The sequence below is a fragment of the Clostridium autoethanogenum DSM 10061 genome (genome assembly GCF_001484725.1).
GTDB classification, from domain to species: domain Bacteria; phylum Bacillota; class Clostridia; order Clostridiales; family Clostridiaceae; genus Clostridium_B; species Clostridium_B ljungdahlii.
The window spans coordinates 3887230-3905882 of sequence record NZ_CP012395.1; the positions used below are offsets into that span (position 1 = coordinate 3887230).

Annotated in this window: 14 protein-coding genes, 1 riboswitch and 1 other annotated feature; of the genes, 8 read left to right on the forward strand and 6 right to left on the reverse strand. The window is 30.5% G+C overall.

Annotation, left to right across the window (positions count from 1 at the left end; translation table 11 throughout):
• Positions 1-259 precede the first annotated feature (259 nt).
• A complete protein-coding gene (locus CLAU_RS17645) occupies positions 260-2173 on the forward strand; it encodes an endonuclease MutS2 (protein ID WP_023163276.1) in 1914 nt (637 codons plus the stop codon).
• Between the two features lie 92 nt (positions 2174-2265).
• Here CLAU_RS17645 and CLAU_RS17650 read toward each other — a convergent pair whose 3' ends face one another.
• The 3 genes from CLAU_RS17650 to CLAU_RS17660 all read right to left on the reverse strand — a co-directional run bounded on the left by CLAU_RS17650 (position 2266) and on the right by CLAU_RS17660 (position 5301).
• On the reverse strand, positions 2266-3306 hold the full coding sequence (locus CLAU_RS17650) for a M42 family metallopeptidase (protein WP_023163277.1): 1041 nt from the start codon (positions 3304-3306) through the stop codon (positions 2266-2268).
• Between the two features lie 89 nt (positions 3307-3395).
• Entirely contained in the window at positions 3396-4580 is a 1185-nt protein-coding gene (locus CLAU_RS17655) for an ABC transporter permease (RefSeq protein ID WP_023163278.1), read from the reverse strand.
• Positions 4570-5301, reverse strand: a complete 732-nt coding sequence (locus tag CLAU_RS17660; protein WP_013238169.1) for an ABC transporter ATP-binding protein — start codon at positions 5299-5301, stop codon at positions 4570-4572. Before CLAU_RS17660 ends, CLAU_RS17655 begins: the two co-directional genes overlap by 11 nt.
• Before the next feature lie 179 nt (positions 5302-5480).
• Positions 5481-5753 (forward strand) — a binding site (T-box leader).
• A gap of 175 nt (positions 5754-5928) precedes the next feature.
• Between CLAU_RS17660 and ilvA the strand changes: the two genes are divergently transcribed.
• A complete protein-coding gene (ilvA, locus tag CLAU_RS17665) occupies positions 5929-7140 on the forward strand; it encodes a threonine ammonia-lyase (RefSeq protein ID WP_023163279.1) in 1212 nt (403 codons plus the stop codon).
• A gap of 72 nt (positions 7141-7212) precedes the next feature.
• Here ilvA and CLAU_RS17670 read toward each other — a convergent pair whose 3' ends face one another.
• Positions 7213-7854 (reverse strand): hypothetical protein, encoded by a 642-nt coding sequence (locus tag CLAU_RS17670; protein WP_013238171.1) that lies wholly within the window; start codon positions 7852-7854, stop codon positions 7213-7215.
• A 309-nt stretch (positions 7855-8163) separates the two neighbouring features.
• Here CLAU_RS17670 and CLAU_RS17675 point away from each other — a divergent pair, with 309 nt between their 5' ends.
• Positions 8164-8679 carry a hypothetical protein gene (locus tag CLAU_RS17675; RefSeq protein ID WP_023163280.1) on the forward strand — a complete coding sequence of 172 codons (516 nt, stop codon included), beginning with the start codon at positions 8164-8166 and terminating at the stop codon, positions 8677-8679.
• Positions 8680-8921: 242 nt separating this feature from the next.
• On the opposite strand, the gene CLAU_RS17680 is transcribed toward CLAU_RS17675, so the two are convergent.
• Both CLAU_RS17680 and CLAU_RS17685 read right to left on the reverse strand, forming a co-directional pair.
• Positions 8922-9494 (reverse strand): xanthine phosphoribosyltransferase, encoded by a 573-nt coding sequence (locus CLAU_RS17680; protein ID WP_023163281.1) that lies wholly within the window; start codon positions 9492-9494, stop codon positions 8922-8924.
• Between the two features lie 21 nt (positions 9495-9515).
• Positions 9516-10832, reverse strand: coding sequence for a nucleobase:cation symporter-2 family protein (locus tag CLAU_RS17685; protein ID WP_023163282.1), 1317 nt, complete (start codon positions 10830-10832; stop codon positions 9516-9518).
• Positions 10833-11006: 174 nt separating this feature from the next.
• Positions 11007-11108: riboswitch (purine riboswitch) on the reverse strand.
• A 255-nt stretch (positions 11109-11363) separates the two neighbouring features.
• Between CLAU_RS17685 and CLAU_RS17690 the strand changes: the two genes are divergently transcribed.
• From CLAU_RS17690 to CLAU_RS17710, 5 genes are all read left to right on the forward strand, one after another.
• Positions 11364-11795, forward strand: coding sequence for a hypothetical protein (locus tag CLAU_RS17690; RefSeq protein WP_013238175.1), 432 nt, complete (start codon positions 11364-11366; stop codon positions 11793-11795).
• A 281-nt stretch (positions 11796-12076) separates the two neighbouring features.
• A complete protein-coding gene (locus tag CLAU_RS17695; RefSeq protein WP_013238176.1) occupies positions 12077-13975 on the forward strand; it encodes an AAA family ATPase in 1899 nt (632 codons plus the stop codon).
• 143 nt (positions 13976-14118) lie between these two features.
• Positions 14119-14562 (forward strand): MarR family winged helix-turn-helix transcriptional regulator, encoded by a 444-nt coding sequence (locus tag CLAU_RS17700; protein ID WP_013238177.1) that lies wholly within the window; start codon positions 14119-14121, stop codon positions 14560-14562.
• Positions 14563-14607: 45 nt separating this feature from the next.
• Positions 14608-16350, forward strand: coding sequence for an ABC transporter ATP-binding protein (locus CLAU_RS17705; protein WP_013238178.1), 1743 nt, complete (start codon positions 14608-14610; stop codon positions 16348-16350).
• A complete protein-coding gene (locus tag CLAU_RS17710; protein ID WP_029170170.1) occupies positions 16337-18259 on the forward strand; it encodes an ABC transporter ATP-binding protein in 1923 nt (640 codons plus the stop codon). The genes CLAU_RS17705 and CLAU_RS17710 overlap by 14 nt, the downstream gene beginning before the upstream one ends.
• The last annotated feature ends 394 nt before the right edge of the window (positions 18260-18653 follow it).

Genomic DNA, 18653 nt, shown 5'->3' on the forward strand with positions numbered 1-18653 from the left:
AGGGTAGTTTTTATACCTTTGTTTGTCATAGGTTTATTTAAAGCAATCTATGGAGATACAAAGCTATAAAATACCGTTATTATATTTACAGGATAGTTCTTTATGGCTATCTTAATGGTATGTATTTTAAGCTGTGGAAATGTCCACAGCTTTTTTTTGTAAAAATAATATTTAATAAGTATAATATGTCAAAGGTGAAATCTATCCAAGATATTTGTATCTTCATAGAATATTAAATTCTATGTAAGGAGAAAAGAAAATGAATACAAACACTTTTGATAAATTGCAATATAATGACTTAAAGAAAATAGTAAAATCTTATTGTGTAAGCGGATTAGGAAAAAAGTTAATAGATAAGCTTAAGCCAAGTACAAATTTAAAGGTTATAGATAAAAGGCTGAATGAAACCAGTGAAGGAAGAGCTTTATTAGATACTTGCAGTTATATACCTTTAGAGGGAATATTCAATATAGATAATATTATAGATAATGTTGAAAAAGGTATGGTGCTGGAGCCAGAAAATTTAACTACTCTCTGCAATTTTTTAAGAGGGTGCAGAAAAATTAAGAATTTTATGAAAGATAAAGAATTTTATGCTCCAACATTAAGTTCATATGGTAATTCAATTACAGAATTTACATTTATAGAAGAAGAGATTGAACTTTCTATAAGGGGAAGCTTGGTGGATTCTAACGCTAGCAAAGAATTAAGAAAAATAAGAAGACTTATAGAAAATACGGAAAGTAAGATACAAGATAAATTAGAAAAGTTTTTAAAAAATAGTAGTAATAAAAAATATATACAGGAATTTTTTATAAGCAAAAGAAATGGAAGATATACTATACCTATAAAAGCTGCATATAAGAATCAAGTTCCAGGCAATATAGTAGAAACTTCTTCTAAAGGTTCCACTATATTCATAGAGCCAAATAATATAAGTAAAAGTACAGAAGAATTAACAGCATTAAAAGCTGAAGAATCAATAGAGGAATATAAAATACTATCTACTTTAACAGCATTAGTATTTGATAATTTAAGAGAAATTAAAATTAATATGGAAGTTATTGAAGAATATGATATGATTTTTGCTAAGGCGAAATACAGTAAAGCTATTAATGGAATGAAGCCTAAAATTAATGATTATGGATATATAAATATCATAAAGGGAAAACATCCATTGTTAAAAGGTGATGTAGTACCTTTAGATTTTAAGGTAGGTGATGATTATAGAACTTTAATAATAACAGGACCTAATGCAGGTGGAAAAACAGTAGTATTAAAAACAGTAGGAATTTTAACCTTAGCAGTTCAATCAGGATTTCATATTTCAGCTGCAGAAGGAACAGAAATATCTGTATTTGAAAAAATATTTGTTGATATTGGAGACGATCAAAGTATAGAAAATGCACTAAGTACTTTTTCTTCCCATATAAAAAATTTAGCAGATATAATTGACAATAGCAATAAATCTACACTTATATTGTGCGATGAAATAGGAAGCGGAACAGAACCTAATGAAGGAGCAGGACTTGCTATAGCCATATTAGAGGAATTTTATCATAAAGGATGTATTACAGTAGCTACTACTCATTATGGTGAAATAAAGAATTTTTCAGAAATTCACGAAGATTTTCAAAATGCGGCTATGCAATTTGAAAGTGAAACATTAGAACCATTGTATAAATTAGTTATAGGTAAATCTGGAGAGAGCAATGCACTTTGGATATCTAAAAAAATGGGTATAAAAAACTCTGTACTTGAGAAAGCAGAAAGCTATATAAAAAATAAAGATTATAACTTTAAATTAGTTAAAGAAAGCAAAATTAAAAATAGAAAAGTTGAAGAAGAATTTGATGAACACAAAAACTATTACTACTTTAAAATAGGAGATAGGGTATTTCTTATGGACTATGAAGATTTTGCTATTGTCTATAAAGAAAAGGATAGGTTTAACAATGTTACTGTATTGTATAAAGAAAATTTTATAGAAGTTAATGAAAAGAGAATCAGGCTAGAATTAAAAGCAGAAGATTTGTATCCTAAGGACTATGATTTAAATACTCTATTTGTAAGTTATAAAGATAGAAAGTTAGAAAGAGACATTATAAGGGGCTCTAAAAAGGCTTTAAAAAAGATTCAAAAAGAAATAAAAAATCAATATCATAAGGAATGAAATCTTGCACTATATAAACATTATTGTTTATTATGAATTAAAATAACACTATAAGCCGGGAATTTAAGATCTCGGCTTATTATAAAGCTTGGTTATACTTCGGTAATATATTTTATGATAAGGTCAACTGTAGCTAACAATGCATCTACATGAGTTCTTTCATAGGCGTGAGATGCAAAAACACCAGGACCTATAAGGGCTGTTCTAACATCCCAACCAGCACGTAGTGCAGCAGAAGCATCTGAACCATAGTGAGGATATATGTCTAGCTTATATGAAATATTATTTTTCTTGCAGGTATTAACTAATTTTTTCCTAAGATCATAATCATAAGGACCAGAGGAATCTTTAGCACAAATACATACGCTATATTCTGATGAATTTTGATCGCAGCCAGGGGCTCCCATGTCAACAGCTATGAACTCTTTAGTTTTTTCAGGTAAAGCAGCACTAGAACCATGACCAACTTCTTCATAATTGCTTATATAGAAATTAGTTGTGTAAGGAAGTTTTATATTGTTTTCATGAATGTATTTAATTACATACATAAGAAGAGATGCGCTAGCTTTATCATCTAGATATCTACTTTTAATAAATTGCTTTTCAGTGATAGTTGTCCTTGTATCTATGCATATATAGTCTCCTACATCAATACCAAGAGCTGCTACATCATTTTTAGAGGACACTTTTTCATCTAGTATTACCTCCATATTTTCAGGAATCCTCTTAAGACTGTTGGCTTCATCACCGCTTATATGGACAGAAGGTTTGATGGTTTGAATAGTACCGGAATAACTTACGTCATCTAAAGTTTTTATAGTACAATTTTCACCTTCAAGTGTTGACATCATATATCCGCCAATAGGAACCATGGAAAGAGTGCCATTTTCCTTTATGCCTTTAACCATTGCACCTAATGTATCAACATGGGATGTAAAGGTTCTTTGATAATCGTCATTTATTCCAGTAAAAGATACAATAAGAGCACCTTTATTTGTGGTTTTATAAGGTATATTTATTTTGTTAAGTTCATCCTTGAGATACTGCATTATTAACTTAGAATATCCTGTAGGACTTGGTATAGAAAGAATAGTTTTTAGAATATTTAAAATAGTATTTTTGTCATAATTCATAATTTTAATCCTCCAAGTGTAAAATATAGTTTAGTCTTTATATTTATTTTATGATTACAATATAGTAAGAGTCAATTTTGCTTAGAAAATTATGACCTAAAAATAACACTTTCTTTATTGAACATATATCTTGCAAATGAGATTGCAGCAACTATATACACTATCATCCAGCCAAAGGTTATAGCTATATGTGCTGTATTGTGTATTCCAACTAAGAACTCTTTTGTAAGGCAAGAAGCATTAGCTATAGGTATACTAAAAAAATAAGTTTCTATACTTTTAGCGTCCTTCATCATTGTGGCATAAACCAATATGACAGCTATTATTGTAAAAGGACTTAAATATGTTTGAGCTTCTTTTGATGATTTTGCATAAATACTTATGGACAACCCTAAGGCCCCAAAAACCATAGTTAAAAGTATAGGCAAAATCATTATCAAAATAATAGTTTCTAATCCTATATTGATGTCATTTGCACCTTGAAACATTCCATTTGTCTGATTCATTGAAATAAATAATCCTGCAAGGTTTGCCAGTGATACTATAATTCCCACTATTGTAATTGCAAGAAATTTTCCCCAAAGTAAGGACATTCTACTTGCTTTTGTAGTTAGAAGTGGTTCTAGAGTACCTCTTTCCTTTTCTCCAACACCTAAGTCTAAGGAGGGTGCTACTGTATTACCAACACTTCCAAGAATCAATAAAAGTGGTACCATTATATTAAGCATTAATTTCCCAATACCACTTTCCTTTTTTTCTATAGTATCCTGGGCAACATTTATTGGAGTTAATACTTTAGAATCTATATTTCTTTTTTCCAATCTTTTAGAAACTATATTCTTTGAATATTTATCTATGTAAGAATTTAATATGTCAAAGGCTTCCATACTGTCACTACTGGAGTTGTCATAAGTTAATGTGATTTTTTCATTCATATCTTTACTTATATTTTCATCAAAATTTTCTGGTATAGTTATTCCTGCTAAAATTTTACCATCTTTTACATCTTGTTTTATGTTGTTGGATTTAATTATTTTTACATTCTTTTGTGATTTAAAAAATGATCCTAAATTGCTGCTGCCTTTATCAACCACAGCTATTTTTAAATTGCTTTCTACATTTTTATGACTTGTACTTGTAGCTTTTCCTATAACAAACGAAAGTACAGGAAGAAGCAGCATGGGAATTAATATACTCATGAGGATTGTCTTTCTATCTCTAAACATATCTAAAAGTTCTTTTTTTAACACTATTAATACAACATTAGTTTTCAATTATATCACCTACCAACTGCATGAATATTTCTTCCATGTCATCATTATTGTATTTAGACTTTAAATTTTCTATTGTTCCTGTTTCTATAATTTTTCCTTTGTGAATTATTATAATTCTATCACAAAGCTTTTCTACTTCAGCCATACTGTGACTTGAAAATATGACAGCTTTATTGTCAATTTTACACTTTTTTATAAAATCATGTACTATTCTAGATGAACTGACATCTAGACCTGATGTTGGTTCATCAAATAATACTACTGATGGATTATGTACGATAGACCTAGCTATAGAAATTTTTTGCTTCATTCCTCTTGAGAATTTACCTACTCTCCTATCCAAATAGTCTTCCATTTCAAGATTTTTTGCTAAATACTTTATGCTCTTTTCGGTTTCGTACCTTGACATTCCATTGAGTTCTGCAAAGTATCTTATATTTTCTCTTCCAGTTAATCTATCATAAAGACCAACTTCGCCGCCAAAGAGTATTCCTATTTCTCCTCTTACTTTTTCTGGATATTTATTCACGTCATAATTGTTTATTAGAGCTGTTCCTGATGTAGGCTTTAGCATAGTTGCAAGCATCCTAAGTGTAGTTGTTTTACCTGCTCCGTTTTCACCAAGAAGTCCTACTATTTCCCCATTGTTAACTTCAAAACTAATATTATCTACAGCTGAAATCTTTTTAAATATTTTAGTTAATGATTGAACTTTAATCAATGTGTTTCCTGCCTTTCTTTTTTATTTTAAGTTAACTTGTTTCTCAAATTATTATGCAATAATAAGAGAAAATTGTAAACTGTAAGTTTTAAAGATTTAAATATTTTTAGAAAAAAATTAGAAAAATAGATTGACAATATGGCAAAAAAATAATATACTTAACAACAAGTTAGTAATAAATACAAGCTTTGATGGAGAAAGAAATATTTGATGTTTAACTACAGAGAGCCAGCGTTGGTGTAAGTTGGTGTTAACATAAATATGCAGCTATCACTCCGGAGCTTCCAAGTAGAAAGGCTTTTGCCAAGTAAATGAGGACGTATACCAGCGATATATGGTTAGGGTTCACGATGAATAGATGTTTTTATTAACGTTGACCTGAGTGAGTGGCAATTAGTGTATCTAATTGTAATTGAGGTGGTACCGCGGAAAGTTAATCTTTCGTCCTTATAAGCATATTTAAAAGTATGTTTATAAGAACGAAAGATTTTTTTATTATATTATAAAATTTGAGAGGTGAGTGAAGAGGGGGCTTTTACTTTATATTAGAAAATTTTTAGAATTGGGGCAAGGTGCAATACGTAATAATATTATTATATCGAGTATAAGAGAGGAGATTTGAAGATTATGAAAGTGAATTTAACATTAAAGGATGTATTAGAGGCTAGTAAAAGAATAGAAGGAATATGTGTAAAAACTAAATTAATATATAGTTCAGAATTTAGCAAAGAAAGTGGTAATGAGGTATATATAAAACCAGAAAACCTTCAAATTACTGGAGCATTTAAGTTAAGAGGGGCATCAAACAAAATCGTTAAACTAAGTGATGAACAAAAAGCAAAGGGGCTTATAGCTTCTTCTGCAGGAAATCATGCTCAAGGTGTAGCATACTCTGCACAAAAACTTGGAATTAAGGCAACAATTGTTATGCCTGAAACTACTCCACTTATAAAGGTCCAAGCTACTAAAAACTATGGAGCTGACGTAGTACTTAAAGGAAAAGTTTATGATGAGGCTTATGAAGAAGCTAAAAGATTAGAGAAAGAAAATGGGTATACTTTTGTTCATCCTTTTAATGATGTAGATGTAATGGCAGGTCAGGGAACTATAGCACTTGAGATAATAGAAGAACTAAAGGATGTAGATGCTATATTAGTACCAATAGGTGGAGGTGGATTAATAAGTGGAATAGCAGTAGCTGCTAAATCTATTAATCCTAATATAAAAGTAATAGGAGTTCAAGCAGAAGGTGCAAATCCTATGAAAGTTTCTTTTGATACAGGTAAACTCACTTATGCAGATAAAGTTGATACTATCGCTGATGGTGCAGCAGTAAAGCAGCCTGGAGATCTTACTTTTGAAGTAATAAAAGAATATGTAGATGAAATTGTTACAGTAAGTGATAAAGAACTTATGGAAGCTGTATTTGTTGTTTTGGAAAAACATAAGCTTGCAGCAGAAGCAACGGGAGTAATGTCTTTAGCAGCACTAAAAAGATTAAACTTTAAAGGAAAAAAAGTAGTTTCTTTAATAAGTGGAGGAAATATAGATGTAGTAACAATGGCATCCGTTTTGAATAATGGATTATTTTCAAGAGGAAGAATATTCTGTTTCTCAGTTAAACTTAAGGACACTCCAGGACAACTTCTTAAAATATCTCAGATATTAGCTGAAAAAGGAGCTAATGTAATAAAACTGGATCACAATCAGTTCAAGGCTGTTGATAGATTGAAACATGTGGTTTTAGAAGTTACAGTAGAAACAAATGGATATGAGCATATAGAATCTATAGTTAAGGCATTAAATGATGAAGGATATAATGTAGATAGAGTTTGTTAAGAATAAAATAAATTCTTAAAAAAGCGGATAGTGTTAAAGCTATCCGCTTTATTTGAAACATGATTAGATAATCTATTTGTGTGGTACTTCTCCATAATGCTTTATATGATCAGCTGAAGTTTTTACATATTTAAAAACAGTTTGATGTTTTTTATTGTCATACTCTTGAATATAATGATAGTAAACTATACTGTTTACTAAATGGGGCGTCATACGAAAACTTAAAAAGGTAGTAAAATCACTGCTGGTTACAGACTTCTTAGTTATAGGATCTTTATAGGAAAAAGAATGAAATACACCATTATGAGTGTGAAGATTTTTAGCATTTTTTTCTTTCCCATAGTAACAAAATACATGTTTATTGTCCCTTATTCCAATATTAATAAAGGCATGTGCATGAGCGTGTTGAATACTATGAGTATGAAAATACTTTTCATTGTAAAAATAGAATTTATCATACTTAAAAGGACTTCCCTTACTTGCATCTGAACAATGTCGTACTATATAACCCTGACCATCACAACCGATTATTCTTCCATTGTGTATCTTTACAGCACCTTGCTGCTGATACAGTACGCCAACTCCTTTGTCATTATCAGATAAATTGCAGGAGCTATTATAAGCTGCTGCTCCTATTAAGAAACCTTCTGTTTGTAAAGAAGTATCTTCTAATTCACGAATATTGACTTCATTTTTATGATGATGGGACATCATTTTTTCCTCCTAATCATTGTTAATATTAGACTATTGCAAGAGTCTAATATGTTCCCCAGTATATATGGATATTTAAGTACTATTTATTTGTTACAAATTAAGTGCATTCATCAGATAAAGTAAATTTTAATTAGTATTTTAGGCATGCATTAATAATTTTAAGTAAAATTTTTCTTGTAAATAAATGCAAATTTTGAGATTATCAATATAAATAGTATAATAGAAGATAGGAGTATTTAATTTAATTTAAATATTCTAAAAGTACTTAATAACTAACCATCAAAAAAGATATGAATAAGGAGAGATAGTATGGGCATTACAGTTAAAAATGTAATAAAAAAATTAAAGCCAGATGTATCTGAATTTGTTATGAAAGAGTTGGAAAAGCTGGACTCTAAGTGCTATTTACAAAGGCACGAATCTGATTATAGGTTTAATATACATCAAAAAGAAAACAAAAAGATAAATTTACCTACAAGTGGGGGAGCTCCTTGTATGAGAGCTTATGTATATGGAAACCTTATGTTTACGGAAGATAACATTTATTTATCAAATAAATGTATAAGTAATTCAGAAGCATTAGAACATGATAGTTATAGGTCTATTTATGAAAACCAATATAATAAGTTTGTGAAGAAATTAGAAGATAAAGATAATGAGGAAGATATAAAAAAATTTAAAAGCGAAAATTTTATTAAAAAAGATGAAGATGGTATGGAAGGAATAAAAATTACAGATGAAAATGTTGATGAAATAGTGGATAGTTTACTTAGTAACATACCGCCTTTTTCTGAAGAATACATTAAAATGTTTTCTGATCTATAAATAACTTTAATTCCTGTCAGACAAAATAAGCATATTAAAATTTTATAGTACATTAGCTGATATAAATATTTATAAAACTGGTTATGGAAATTATATGTTCTTTTTATATTTATGGAAATTAAATTTGGAAGGAATCTAGGAACAAGTTGATTTTTATCTGGGTATAAAAGAAAGATGAAAAATAAATGAAAGTTTTCATCTATTTTCCATCCAGGTCACAATAGAAACTCAAACAAATTTAATTAATCCATAAATTCAATAGTATCTTTTGCAAGCCTCTTTATTCTGGCAAGAGAATATACATGATATCCTTGTTCATCAAGGAGTTTACGGCCGGGTTGAAAGGATTTTTCAATAACAATTCCTATTCCTGCTACCTTTGCACCACACTGTTCAACAAGGCGAATAGTACCTTTTGAAGCTTCTCCATTAGCTAAAAAGTCATCAATTATAAGAATATTATCCTCGGGGCATATGTATTTTTGAGATAAAGTGAGTTCATAATCAGAATCTTTGGTAAATGAGTGAACTGTAGTTTGATATACATCCTTATTTAATGTTTTGGACTCTTTCTTTTTTAGTATTACCATAGGCAAATCCATTTGAAGTGCAGTCATAACAGCTGGAGCTATTCCTGAACTTTCAATAGTAAATATCTTTGTGATCCCCATGTCCTTAAAATGTTCTGTGAAACTTTTTCCTATGGAATACATGAGGCTTGGATCAACTTTATGATTTAAAAATGAATCTACCTTTAATATTGATTCACTTAAGGCATGTCCTTCCTCTAAGATTTTTTTTCGTAATTCCTTCATAAATTAACACCTCGCGATTTTTTATTTTTCTTCTCTTAAAATAAGATTTAATATAAGTGCTGCGATAGTTCCTGTAGAGATACCAGATGAAAAAATCATCTTTAAACTTTCTGGAAGGTTTGATAAAATTTCAGGTCTAAAAGTAACTCCAAGACCTAAACCTATAGAAGTTGCTATTATGAGAAGGTTCCTATTATTTAATTTTACCTTACTTAAAGTTTGAATTCCAGCAGCAGCAACCGTTCCAAACATTACTATTCCAACACCACCAAGTACAACTTGAGGCATTGCGTTTATTATCGCAGCAAATTTGGGAAATAGTCCTAGTATAATAAGTATTATTCCTGCGGTCATTGTGACAAATTTACTTGCAACTTTAGTAAGTGGAATCAATCCCACGTTTTGACTAAAAGAAGTGTTTGGCATAGCACCAAATATTCCAGCAATTACACTTCCAAGCCCATCAGAAAGTACACCATGTGAAATCCTAATATCATCCTCTTTAATACCGGATATTTCGTTTATTGCTCTTAAATTTCCTACAGTACTTATGACAGAAACTAAATATGCCGGAATAAATGGAAGTAGAACACTTGAATTAAAGGTGATACCATGTTCAAATATTTTTGGAAGTGTTACTATAATTGCTTTTGAAATAGATGAGAAATCTACCATACCAAGAGCAATACAAATTATGTAACCTGCTGCCATTCCAATTAGAATTGAGGCACTGCTTAAAAGTCCTTTGCCATAATGGTTTAAAAGTAAAGTAATTAAGGTTACAGTTAACGCAATGCCTATATTTTTTAAACTTCCATAATTTTGGACTCCAGAACCTCCTGCCGCCCAATCTATTGAAATTGGCAGAAGTGTAAGTCCTATTAGGCATACAACTATTCCAGTTACAATTGGTGGAAAAAGTTTCATTATGTATTTAATAGAAAAGCTTAAAATAATTACAATAAGTGCCCCTAATATAGTGGCTCCGAATATACCGGAGAGTCCAAATTTTTTCCCAACTGCTACAGCCGGAGCTACAAAAGTAATGTCCGTTCCCATAATACAGGCTACCCTTGCTCCAACTGGGCCAATACCCCTAGACTGTATGAATGTAGCTATTCCAGCTACTAGAATTGCAGCACTTATTAGTGCTGTAGATGTATGGGAGTCAAGTTTTAGTGAAGATGAAATAATTATTGGAACTACAATAATTCCACCAAAAGCAGCAAAAATATGCTGAAATCCTAATAAAATTTGAGATAATAATTTAGGCTTATCATAAACTCCATAAATTAATCCTGTTTCAGATGTTTGTTCTTCTTGTCTTTTAGCTTCCATGATAGGCTCCTTTTTAGTTAATAGTTAAGAATTAAAAATTAATAGTTAATGTGGATTTTTTTTGATAGCTAAAAATCATCCTTCACTATTAAATTTTCATTATTAATTCTTAACTTGCGAAAGTTAAGTACATAAAAAATACCCCATAAAAATGAGGTACATTTGAAAGATATATAAAACTTCAAATAACCTCGTAGTCTGCTTATTTAAGGTTAGCAGGTAGAAACTGTCGGACCATATTACCGAATGTATACGAGTTATTACTTATGTATGGTTAAAGTCACAAATAAGATTATAACACATTTCACATTAAAGTATAATGTAAAATATTTCATCGTATTGGAAGAAACATTTTGAGATCTTAATTAAATCTTAATAAATTTAATAAGTACTTCTTCAAAGATAATCCTTAAAATTTACTTGTATTAGAAAATAAGGGTTATTTCTATTTCAATTGGTTGGGGTCCAAAGGACATTGGATATAAAGAAGTAACAGAAGCTGTGAAGAGAGCCAAGGAGGAAAATATATTTGTGGTGTCTTCATCTCTTAGACATACTTATGGATTTAAATTCAATGGACTTGGAAGAAATCCTTTATTAAATCCTGATGTGGAATCATCATATACCCCAGGATTATGGTGGCAAAAAGATTATTATAACGGAAAATACGATTCAAATAATACACTGCTTGTTCCTATGGACTCGAGGTCTACTGCAAGCCCAACGGGTTATAATGATTATGCTTTTTACAGAGAAGGTGGCTGGAGTTGGTCAATTCCTTATATAGCAGGCGTTTATGCACTGGCATGTCAGGTTGATCCCAATATAGATCCTGAAGAATTTTGGAAAGTAGCATTAAAAACTGGAGATACAATTGAATTTAAAAACAAAGGGAAGGTCTATGAACTAGGGAAAATAATAAATCCTGTAAAGCTAATTCAAAATTTGAAAGCCAATTTGTAAATAAAATTATATAAATTTAATTTAATGTAATATAATATCGATTAAAATGGAAGGATAAATTATGAAGCTGCTTTTTATCCGATGACTACCTGCTCTAATACTCCTACGCACTCTGTGAAAGCGACTATCACCAAATCAAAGATTTGGGATATCTGCTTTTCTCCAAGTGGGAGTAAAGAGCAGTTACGTCCCTGGATAACGATTTCTAAGCATCAGATGGAGTCAAAACTCCATCTGATGCCAAGAACTCTGTTTATTATAAACTAAAAAGGGGAATTCCTATGAATAAAAGCGTATTTTATAAATGGCTAAAAATAATTAAAAAGTTAGATGATATGACTTGTAATGCTCAAATTTCAAATTGCCTTATAATAGAAGAATCTTATGGAGATCTAGATGATTCTTATGCAAGGGATAAGTGTGAGTCTATTTTTTCTAAACTTTCTTATACTGAAAAAGAGGATGATGAAAATATAAAATCAAAAAATCTTTTTAATTCCTTGAAGTTGTATGAGGAGTTTAAAGAAAACAAACTTGTTCAGGAAATAATGGATATGCCTGATGTAGATCCAGATAAATATGATGGGTCCTATGAGCTTGTTCGGGAAACAGTAGAATCCTTTTCAAGAACACCAATAGATGTTATAGATGTAAGTGATTTGGATATGTTGTATTTTATGACTGTGGGAACCTGGAAAGTTAAAGTAAAGTATAAGATCCAAAAAATACAAAATAGTCATTTGCCTATAGAAGAAAAGAAAAGACTAACAAAAATATTTAATTCTGTAATGGAGAGGGCTAGAAAACATGAATATGAAAATATTGTAGGTGAATGGTCTGTAGGAATGTTTAGTACTGGATTTTACACATTTGCCTCAAAATCAGACGAAGAGAGCGCTAGAAGATTTATATCTTTGTGTATAAGAATACATAAATCATATGATGAAAATGAAATCCTTCATATGGCTGAGGAAACCTTTAAAACTAGCATAAAAGGTATGCAAGCAGTGGAAGCTTCAGTTATTCTTCATTGTTTGAAGCCCTATATTTTCCCTATAATTAACACAGATACAATTGAAGATTACGTTTTGCTTGAAGAAAAAGGTGTAATTTTTACAGATCCAAAAGAGCTTGTAAATTACATTGAAAATACTAGAAAAATTAAAAAGTTTAGGGATGAAGAGTGTCTGTTTAGGAATTACAAAGTATTGGATATGAAATTACTAAGCATAGAGAGAATGAAAATAGATAAGTCTAAGTACAATGAAATTGTGCTAAACAAGGATGCTATTGATGAAGAAGATTCAGAAATATCTGTTTGTTCAGAATCTACGTATTCTAAAAAGGCTTTCTTAAATGAAATATTCATGGAAGAAAGCCAGTATGATGTTATATATAACCTTTTAAGGTATAAAAAGAACATAATTCTAAAAGGTCCATCTGGTGTTGGTAAAACCCTTATAGCTAGAAAATTTGTTTACTCTATAATGGAGCAAAGAGATGATACAAGGGTTAAGATGATTCAGTTTCATGAAGGGTATTCTTACGAAGATTTTGTCATAGGTTATAGACCAGAAAAGAATGGATTTAGTCTTAAATACGGCATATTTTATCGTTTTTGTAAGCAGGCTGAAAGTGATCCTAGAAGACCCTATTATTTTATAATTGATGAAATAAACAGAGGAAATCTTAGTAAGATTTTTGGAGAAGCTATCATGCTTGTTGAGGCTGATAAGCGTGGAGAAAATTATGCTATATCCCTACCTTATATTGAAAACTTATTTTATATACCGAGAAATGTTTATATTATAGGTACTATGACTGCACGTAAAGATAGCAGCAGAGTGTTTGATTGTGGTCTTAGAAGACGTTTTGCTTTTATTGAAATTGAACCTGCATTTAATAATTTAAATTTTAAAAAATATATCGAAAATAAGAACGAAGATTTGGCAGACAGTATTATTGAAAAGTTTATAAAACTTAATGAAGATATTGAAAATGATCCTTTCTTAGGTGGGGATTTTCGCATAGGGCACAGCTATTTTTGTACGCCAAAGCATACATTAAGCAAAGAGGAGTATAAAAATATTATTCAATATGAAATTTTACCTCAGATTGCCGAATATTGGTCTAATGAACCTTATAGGATAAATAAATGGATAAAAGAACTTATGGAGTAATAAAAAAACTATGAAGAAAGATTTTTAATCTAAACTTCATAGTTTTTATATTCTGCGAAAAATTATTGACATAATGTATAATTAAAATTATAATAGTTAGAAACCTTACAATTAGAAATCTAACAAATGGTGGAGGCGTGAAAATGAACAATAAAACAGAAATGTACATTGGAAGAAAAGTTAGTATACTTTCTAGAAGAATTCATAGAAGAATAGATAAAGAGGCATCACAGTATGGTATAACTGCTGTTCAAGCTAGGATACTTGGTTTTATATATTGTAAGTCCAATAAAAAAGATATATTCCAAAGGGATATAGAAGAAGAACTTGATATTAGACGTTCGTCAGTAACTAGCGTACTTCAGCTGATGGAGAAAAATGGATATATCAAAAGGGTAAGTGTTTCTGAAGATGCAAGACTTAAGAAGATAATAATAACAGAAAAAGGTTTGCAAATTCAAAAAAAGGTATATGATTTTATTCTTGGAATGGAAGAATCTTTAAAGGATGAATTAAGTGATGAGGAGACAGACATATTAGTCGATTTACTTGACAGATTGTCTGAAAAAATTGGCGATGGAATATAGATTCCTAATATTAGTTAGAAATCTAACAAGGGGAGGAACAAGGTTATGATAAGAAAGATATCAAGTTATATAGGCGAATTTAAAAGAGATTCTATTATAACGCCTATATTTGTTGCTTTAGAGGCCATAATGGAGACGATTATTCCGCTGTTGATGGCATTGATAATTGATAATGGCGTGGGAAAAGGAAATATAAAATATGTATGCATTGTTGGAACTATAATGCTTATGGTGTCATTTGTGTCACTTACCTGCGGTGCATTATCAGGAAAATATGCGGCTAAAGCATCTACTGGTTTTGCTAGAAACCTGCGAAGAGCAATGTACTATAATATTCAGAACTTTTCTTTTTCTAATATAGATAAATATTCTACAGCTGGTCTTATAACTAGACTAACTACAGACATAACAAATGTTCAAAATGCATTTCAAATGATAATAAGAATGCTTGTTAGAGCACCATTTATGCTAATCTTTGCTATGGCAATGAGTTTTTATATAAATGCAAAGTTAGCTCTTGTATTCTTAGGTGCCATAGTTTTTTTGGGAATTATATTGTACATTATTATGACAAGAGTACATCCATATTTCATGGAAGTTTTTAAAAAATATGATGATTTAAATGCTAGTGTACAAGAAAATCTAACTGCTATAAGGACTGTGAAAGCTTATGTAAGAGAAGAGCATGAAAAAAGCAAGTTTTATAAAGCTTCTGAAACTTTGTATAAGTACTTTATAAGAGCTGAAAAATTAATAATAATTAATGCTCCTGCAATGCAATTTGCAGTGTATACATGTATTTTACTTTTGTCGTGGCTTGGAGCAAAAATGATTGTTTCAAAATCCATGACAACGGGAGAACTTATGAGTTTGTTTACTTATACCGTTAATATATTAATGAGTCTTATGATTATTTCAATGGTATTTGTAATGGTAATTATGGCCAAGTCATCTGCTGAAAGAATTGTTGAGGTTTTAAATGAAAAAAGTGATTTAGCAAATCCAGAAAATCCAATTTGTAAAGTAAAAGATGGATCCATATTATTTAACAAAGTTGGTTTTAGTTATAGCAAAAATATGGACAATCTAGTTTTGGAAAATGTAAGCTTGAAGATTAATTCTGGTGAAACCATAGGTATTATAGGAGGAACAGGAAGTGGAAAATCTACTTTAGTTCAACTTATTCCAAGACTATATGACACTACATGTGGAACTGTTGAAGTTGGCGGAGTTGATGTTAGAAAATATGATATAGAGACTCTTAGGGATGAAGTTTCAATGGTGCTGCAAAAGAACGTATTGTTTTCTGGGACAATAAAGCAAAATTTAAGATGGGGAAATAAGAATGCTTCTGATAAAGAAATAGTTGCTGCGTGTAGAGAGGCTCAAGCTGATGAATTTATAGAAAAGTTTCCTGATAAGTATGATACTTTTATTGAAGAGGGTGGTTCAAATGTATCAGGCGGTCAAAAACAAAGATTATGTATTGCAAGGGCTCTGCTAAAAAAACCAAAAATATTGATTTTAGATGATTCTACTAGTGCAGTGGATACTAAAACTGATGCTCTTATTAGGAAAGCATTTGTAGAGGAAATACCAGATACTACAAAAATTATTATTGCACAGCGTATATCTTCAGTTCAGGATGCAGATAGAATTATTGTATTAAACGATGGAAAAATAGATGGCTTTGGAACTCATGAGGAGTTACTAAAGACAAATGATATATATCATGAAGTTTATGAATCTCAAGTGAAAGGAGACGACGATGACAATGGCTCAAAATAATAATAGTAAACCTAGAGCAATGGGCAGACATCGTGGATATGTAAAGCCTAGTAAAAACTCTTTAAAAACATTAAAAAGATTATTAGCCTATGTTATTAAGGAATATAAGTTTTTATTTCTTATTGTATTAGTAGGTATTACCATAAGTTCTCTTGCTAATGTTATTGGTACATTATTTTTAAGAAATTTAATTGACGATTATATAACACCTCTTTTACAAAAATCAAATCCTAATTTTGGACCGCTTTTAAAAATGATAACTACTATGGCAGCAATTTATTATGTTGGAGTTGTGTCAACATATGTATACAGTCGTGTGATGATTATAATTTCTCAAGGATCTCTTAAAAGAATAAGGGATGACATATTTTCTCATATGGAAAGTCTATCTATTAGTTTCTTTGATACACATTCCCATGGAAATTTGATGAGTCTTTATACAAATGATACAGATACTTTAAGGCAGATGATTAGTCAAAGTATTCCGCAAATATTAGCAGCAATTATTACTGTTGTCAGTACTTTTATTTCAATGGTATATTTAAGTTTCCCACTGGCTATAGTTGAAATTTTGATTGTAATTTTGATGATTTATGTTATCAAAAATATTGGCGGAAAAAGTGGAAAGTATTTCGGGCTTCAACAAAAAGATTTAGGTATGGTAAATGGATATATAGAAGAAATGATAAATGGCCAGAAGGTTGTTAAAGTCTTTTGTCATGAAGAAGAGGCAAAAATCAATTTTGATAAGTTAAACGACGATCTTTATCATAGTGCAAATAATGCAAATAAGTACGCCAACATTTTAATGCCTATTATGGGTAATATTGGTTACATAAATTATGTATTTGTTGCTATTTTTGGTTCTATTTTAGCCATTAGTGGATTTGGCGGATTTACTCTTGGAGGAATTGCAGCATTTTTGCAATTGACAAGAACATTTAGTACTACAATTAATCAAATGTCACAGCAGTTTAATTTCGTTATAATGGCACTGGCAGGAGCTGAACGTATATTCAGACTTCTTGATGAAAAGCCAGAAGAAGATGCAGGCTATGTATCCTTGGTTAATGCAAAAGAAAATGAAAAAGGGGAATTAGTAGAAACTGATAAGCATACGGGAATTTGGGCATGGAAACATCCTCATCATGATGGCACGCTTACTTATACAAAGCTTCTCGGAGAGGTAGTATTTGATGATGTGGATTTTGGATATACTGATGAGAAAGTTATACTGCATAATATAAAGCTTTATGCAAAACCGGGACAAAAAGTAGCCTTTGTAGGTGCTACAGGTGCAGGAAAGACTACTATTACTAATTTAATTAACCGTTTCTATGATATTCAGGATGGAAAAATTAGATATGATGGCATTAATGTTAATAAAATCAAGAAGGATGATTTAAGAAGATCTCTTGGAATTGTACTGCAGGATCCGCATCTGTTTACAGGAACAGTTGCAGATAACATTAGGTATGGAAAATTGGATGCATCAGAGGAAGAAGTAATTGCAGCAGCAAAGCTTGCAAATGCAGATGGATTTATAAGACATTTACCAAAGGGATATGATACGGTTATTACTGGAGATGGTGGAAACCTGTCACAAGGTCAAAGACAGCTATTAACTATTGCTAGAGCTGCTATTGCAGATCCACCGGTTTTAATACTTGATGAGGCTACATCCAGCATTGATACAAGAACAGAAGCTATTGTTCAAGAAGGAATGGATAAGCTTATGAAAGGAAGAACGGTATTTGTAATTGCTCATAGGCTTTCAACGGTTAAAAATTCAGATGTAATTATGGTGCTGGAACAGGGGAGAATCATTGAAAGAGGAAGTCATGACGATTTGATTGAGCAAAGAGGAAAATATTATCAGTTATATACAGGAGCCTTTGAACTGTCATAAAGTCAATTATAATCTCTATAGGGTTTCTAAGCAAAAAATCAACCTTATACTCCGGATATTTTTTACAACCTTCAGCTCGGTTAAATATTTTGATAAGCCTAAGTAAAAAATTCTAGAAAAGCTAAGAACTTTTGAAAACTCGTACCTCAGACAATTCAAAAGTTCTAAGTTTTTACGAATTTTTTACTAAGTCTTATTTACAAAATATTTAAAAGAGCTTGATTATTGTAAAAATATGCCTGCGCATAAGTTGATTTTTAAGGTAGAAACCTATAGAAATGAATTTTTAACTGCGTGTAGTTAAAGCTAAAAGTCCAGTTAGATATTTTGTTAAATTAAATGCAAAATATTTAACTGGACTATATTTTTATAAGTAAAAATATATAAACTATAA

Coding starts and splice junctions, on each gene's coding strand:
- CLAU_RS17670 (WP_013238171.1), bottom strand. CDS start 7,854: ATGATGTCCCATCATCATAAAAATGAAGTCAATATTCGTGAATTAGAA.
- CLAU_RS17705 (WP_013238178.1), top strand. CDS start 14,608: ATGATAAGAAAGATATCAAGTTATATAGGCGAATTTAAAAGAGATTCT.
- CLAU_RS17680 (WP_023163281.1), bottom strand. CDS start 9,494: ATGAAGGAATTACGAAAAAAAATCTTAGAGGAAGGACATGCCTTAAGT.
- CLAU_RS17645 (WP_023163276.1), top strand. CDS start 260: ATGAATACAAACACTTTTGATAAATTGCAATATAATGACTTAAAGAAA.
- CLAU_RS17700 (WP_013238177.1), top strand. CDS start 14,119: ATGAACAATAAAACAGAAATGTACATTGGAAGAAAAGTTAGTATACTT.
- CLAU_RS17675 (WP_023163280.1), top strand. CDS start 8,164: ATGGGCATTACAGTTAAAAATGTAATAAAAAAATTAAAGCCAGATGTA.
- ilvA (WP_023163279.1), top strand. CDS start 5,929: ATGAAAGTGAATTTAACATTAAAGGATGTATTAGAGGCTAGTAAAAGA.
- CLAU_RS17710 (WP_029170170.1), top strand. CDS start 16,337: ATGGCTCAAAATAATAATAGTAAACCTAGAGCAATGGGCAGACATCGT.
- CLAU_RS17650 (WP_023163277.1), bottom strand. CDS start 3,306: ATGAATTATGACAAAAATACTATTTTAAATATTCTAAAAACTATTCTT.
- CLAU_RS17695 (WP_013238176.1), top strand. CDS start 12,077: ATGAATAAAAGCGTATTTTATAAATGGCTAAAAATAATTAAAAAGTTA.
- CLAU_RS17685 (WP_023163282.1), bottom strand. CDS start 10,832: ATGGAAGCTAAAAGACAAGAAGAACAAACATCTGAAACAGGATTAATT.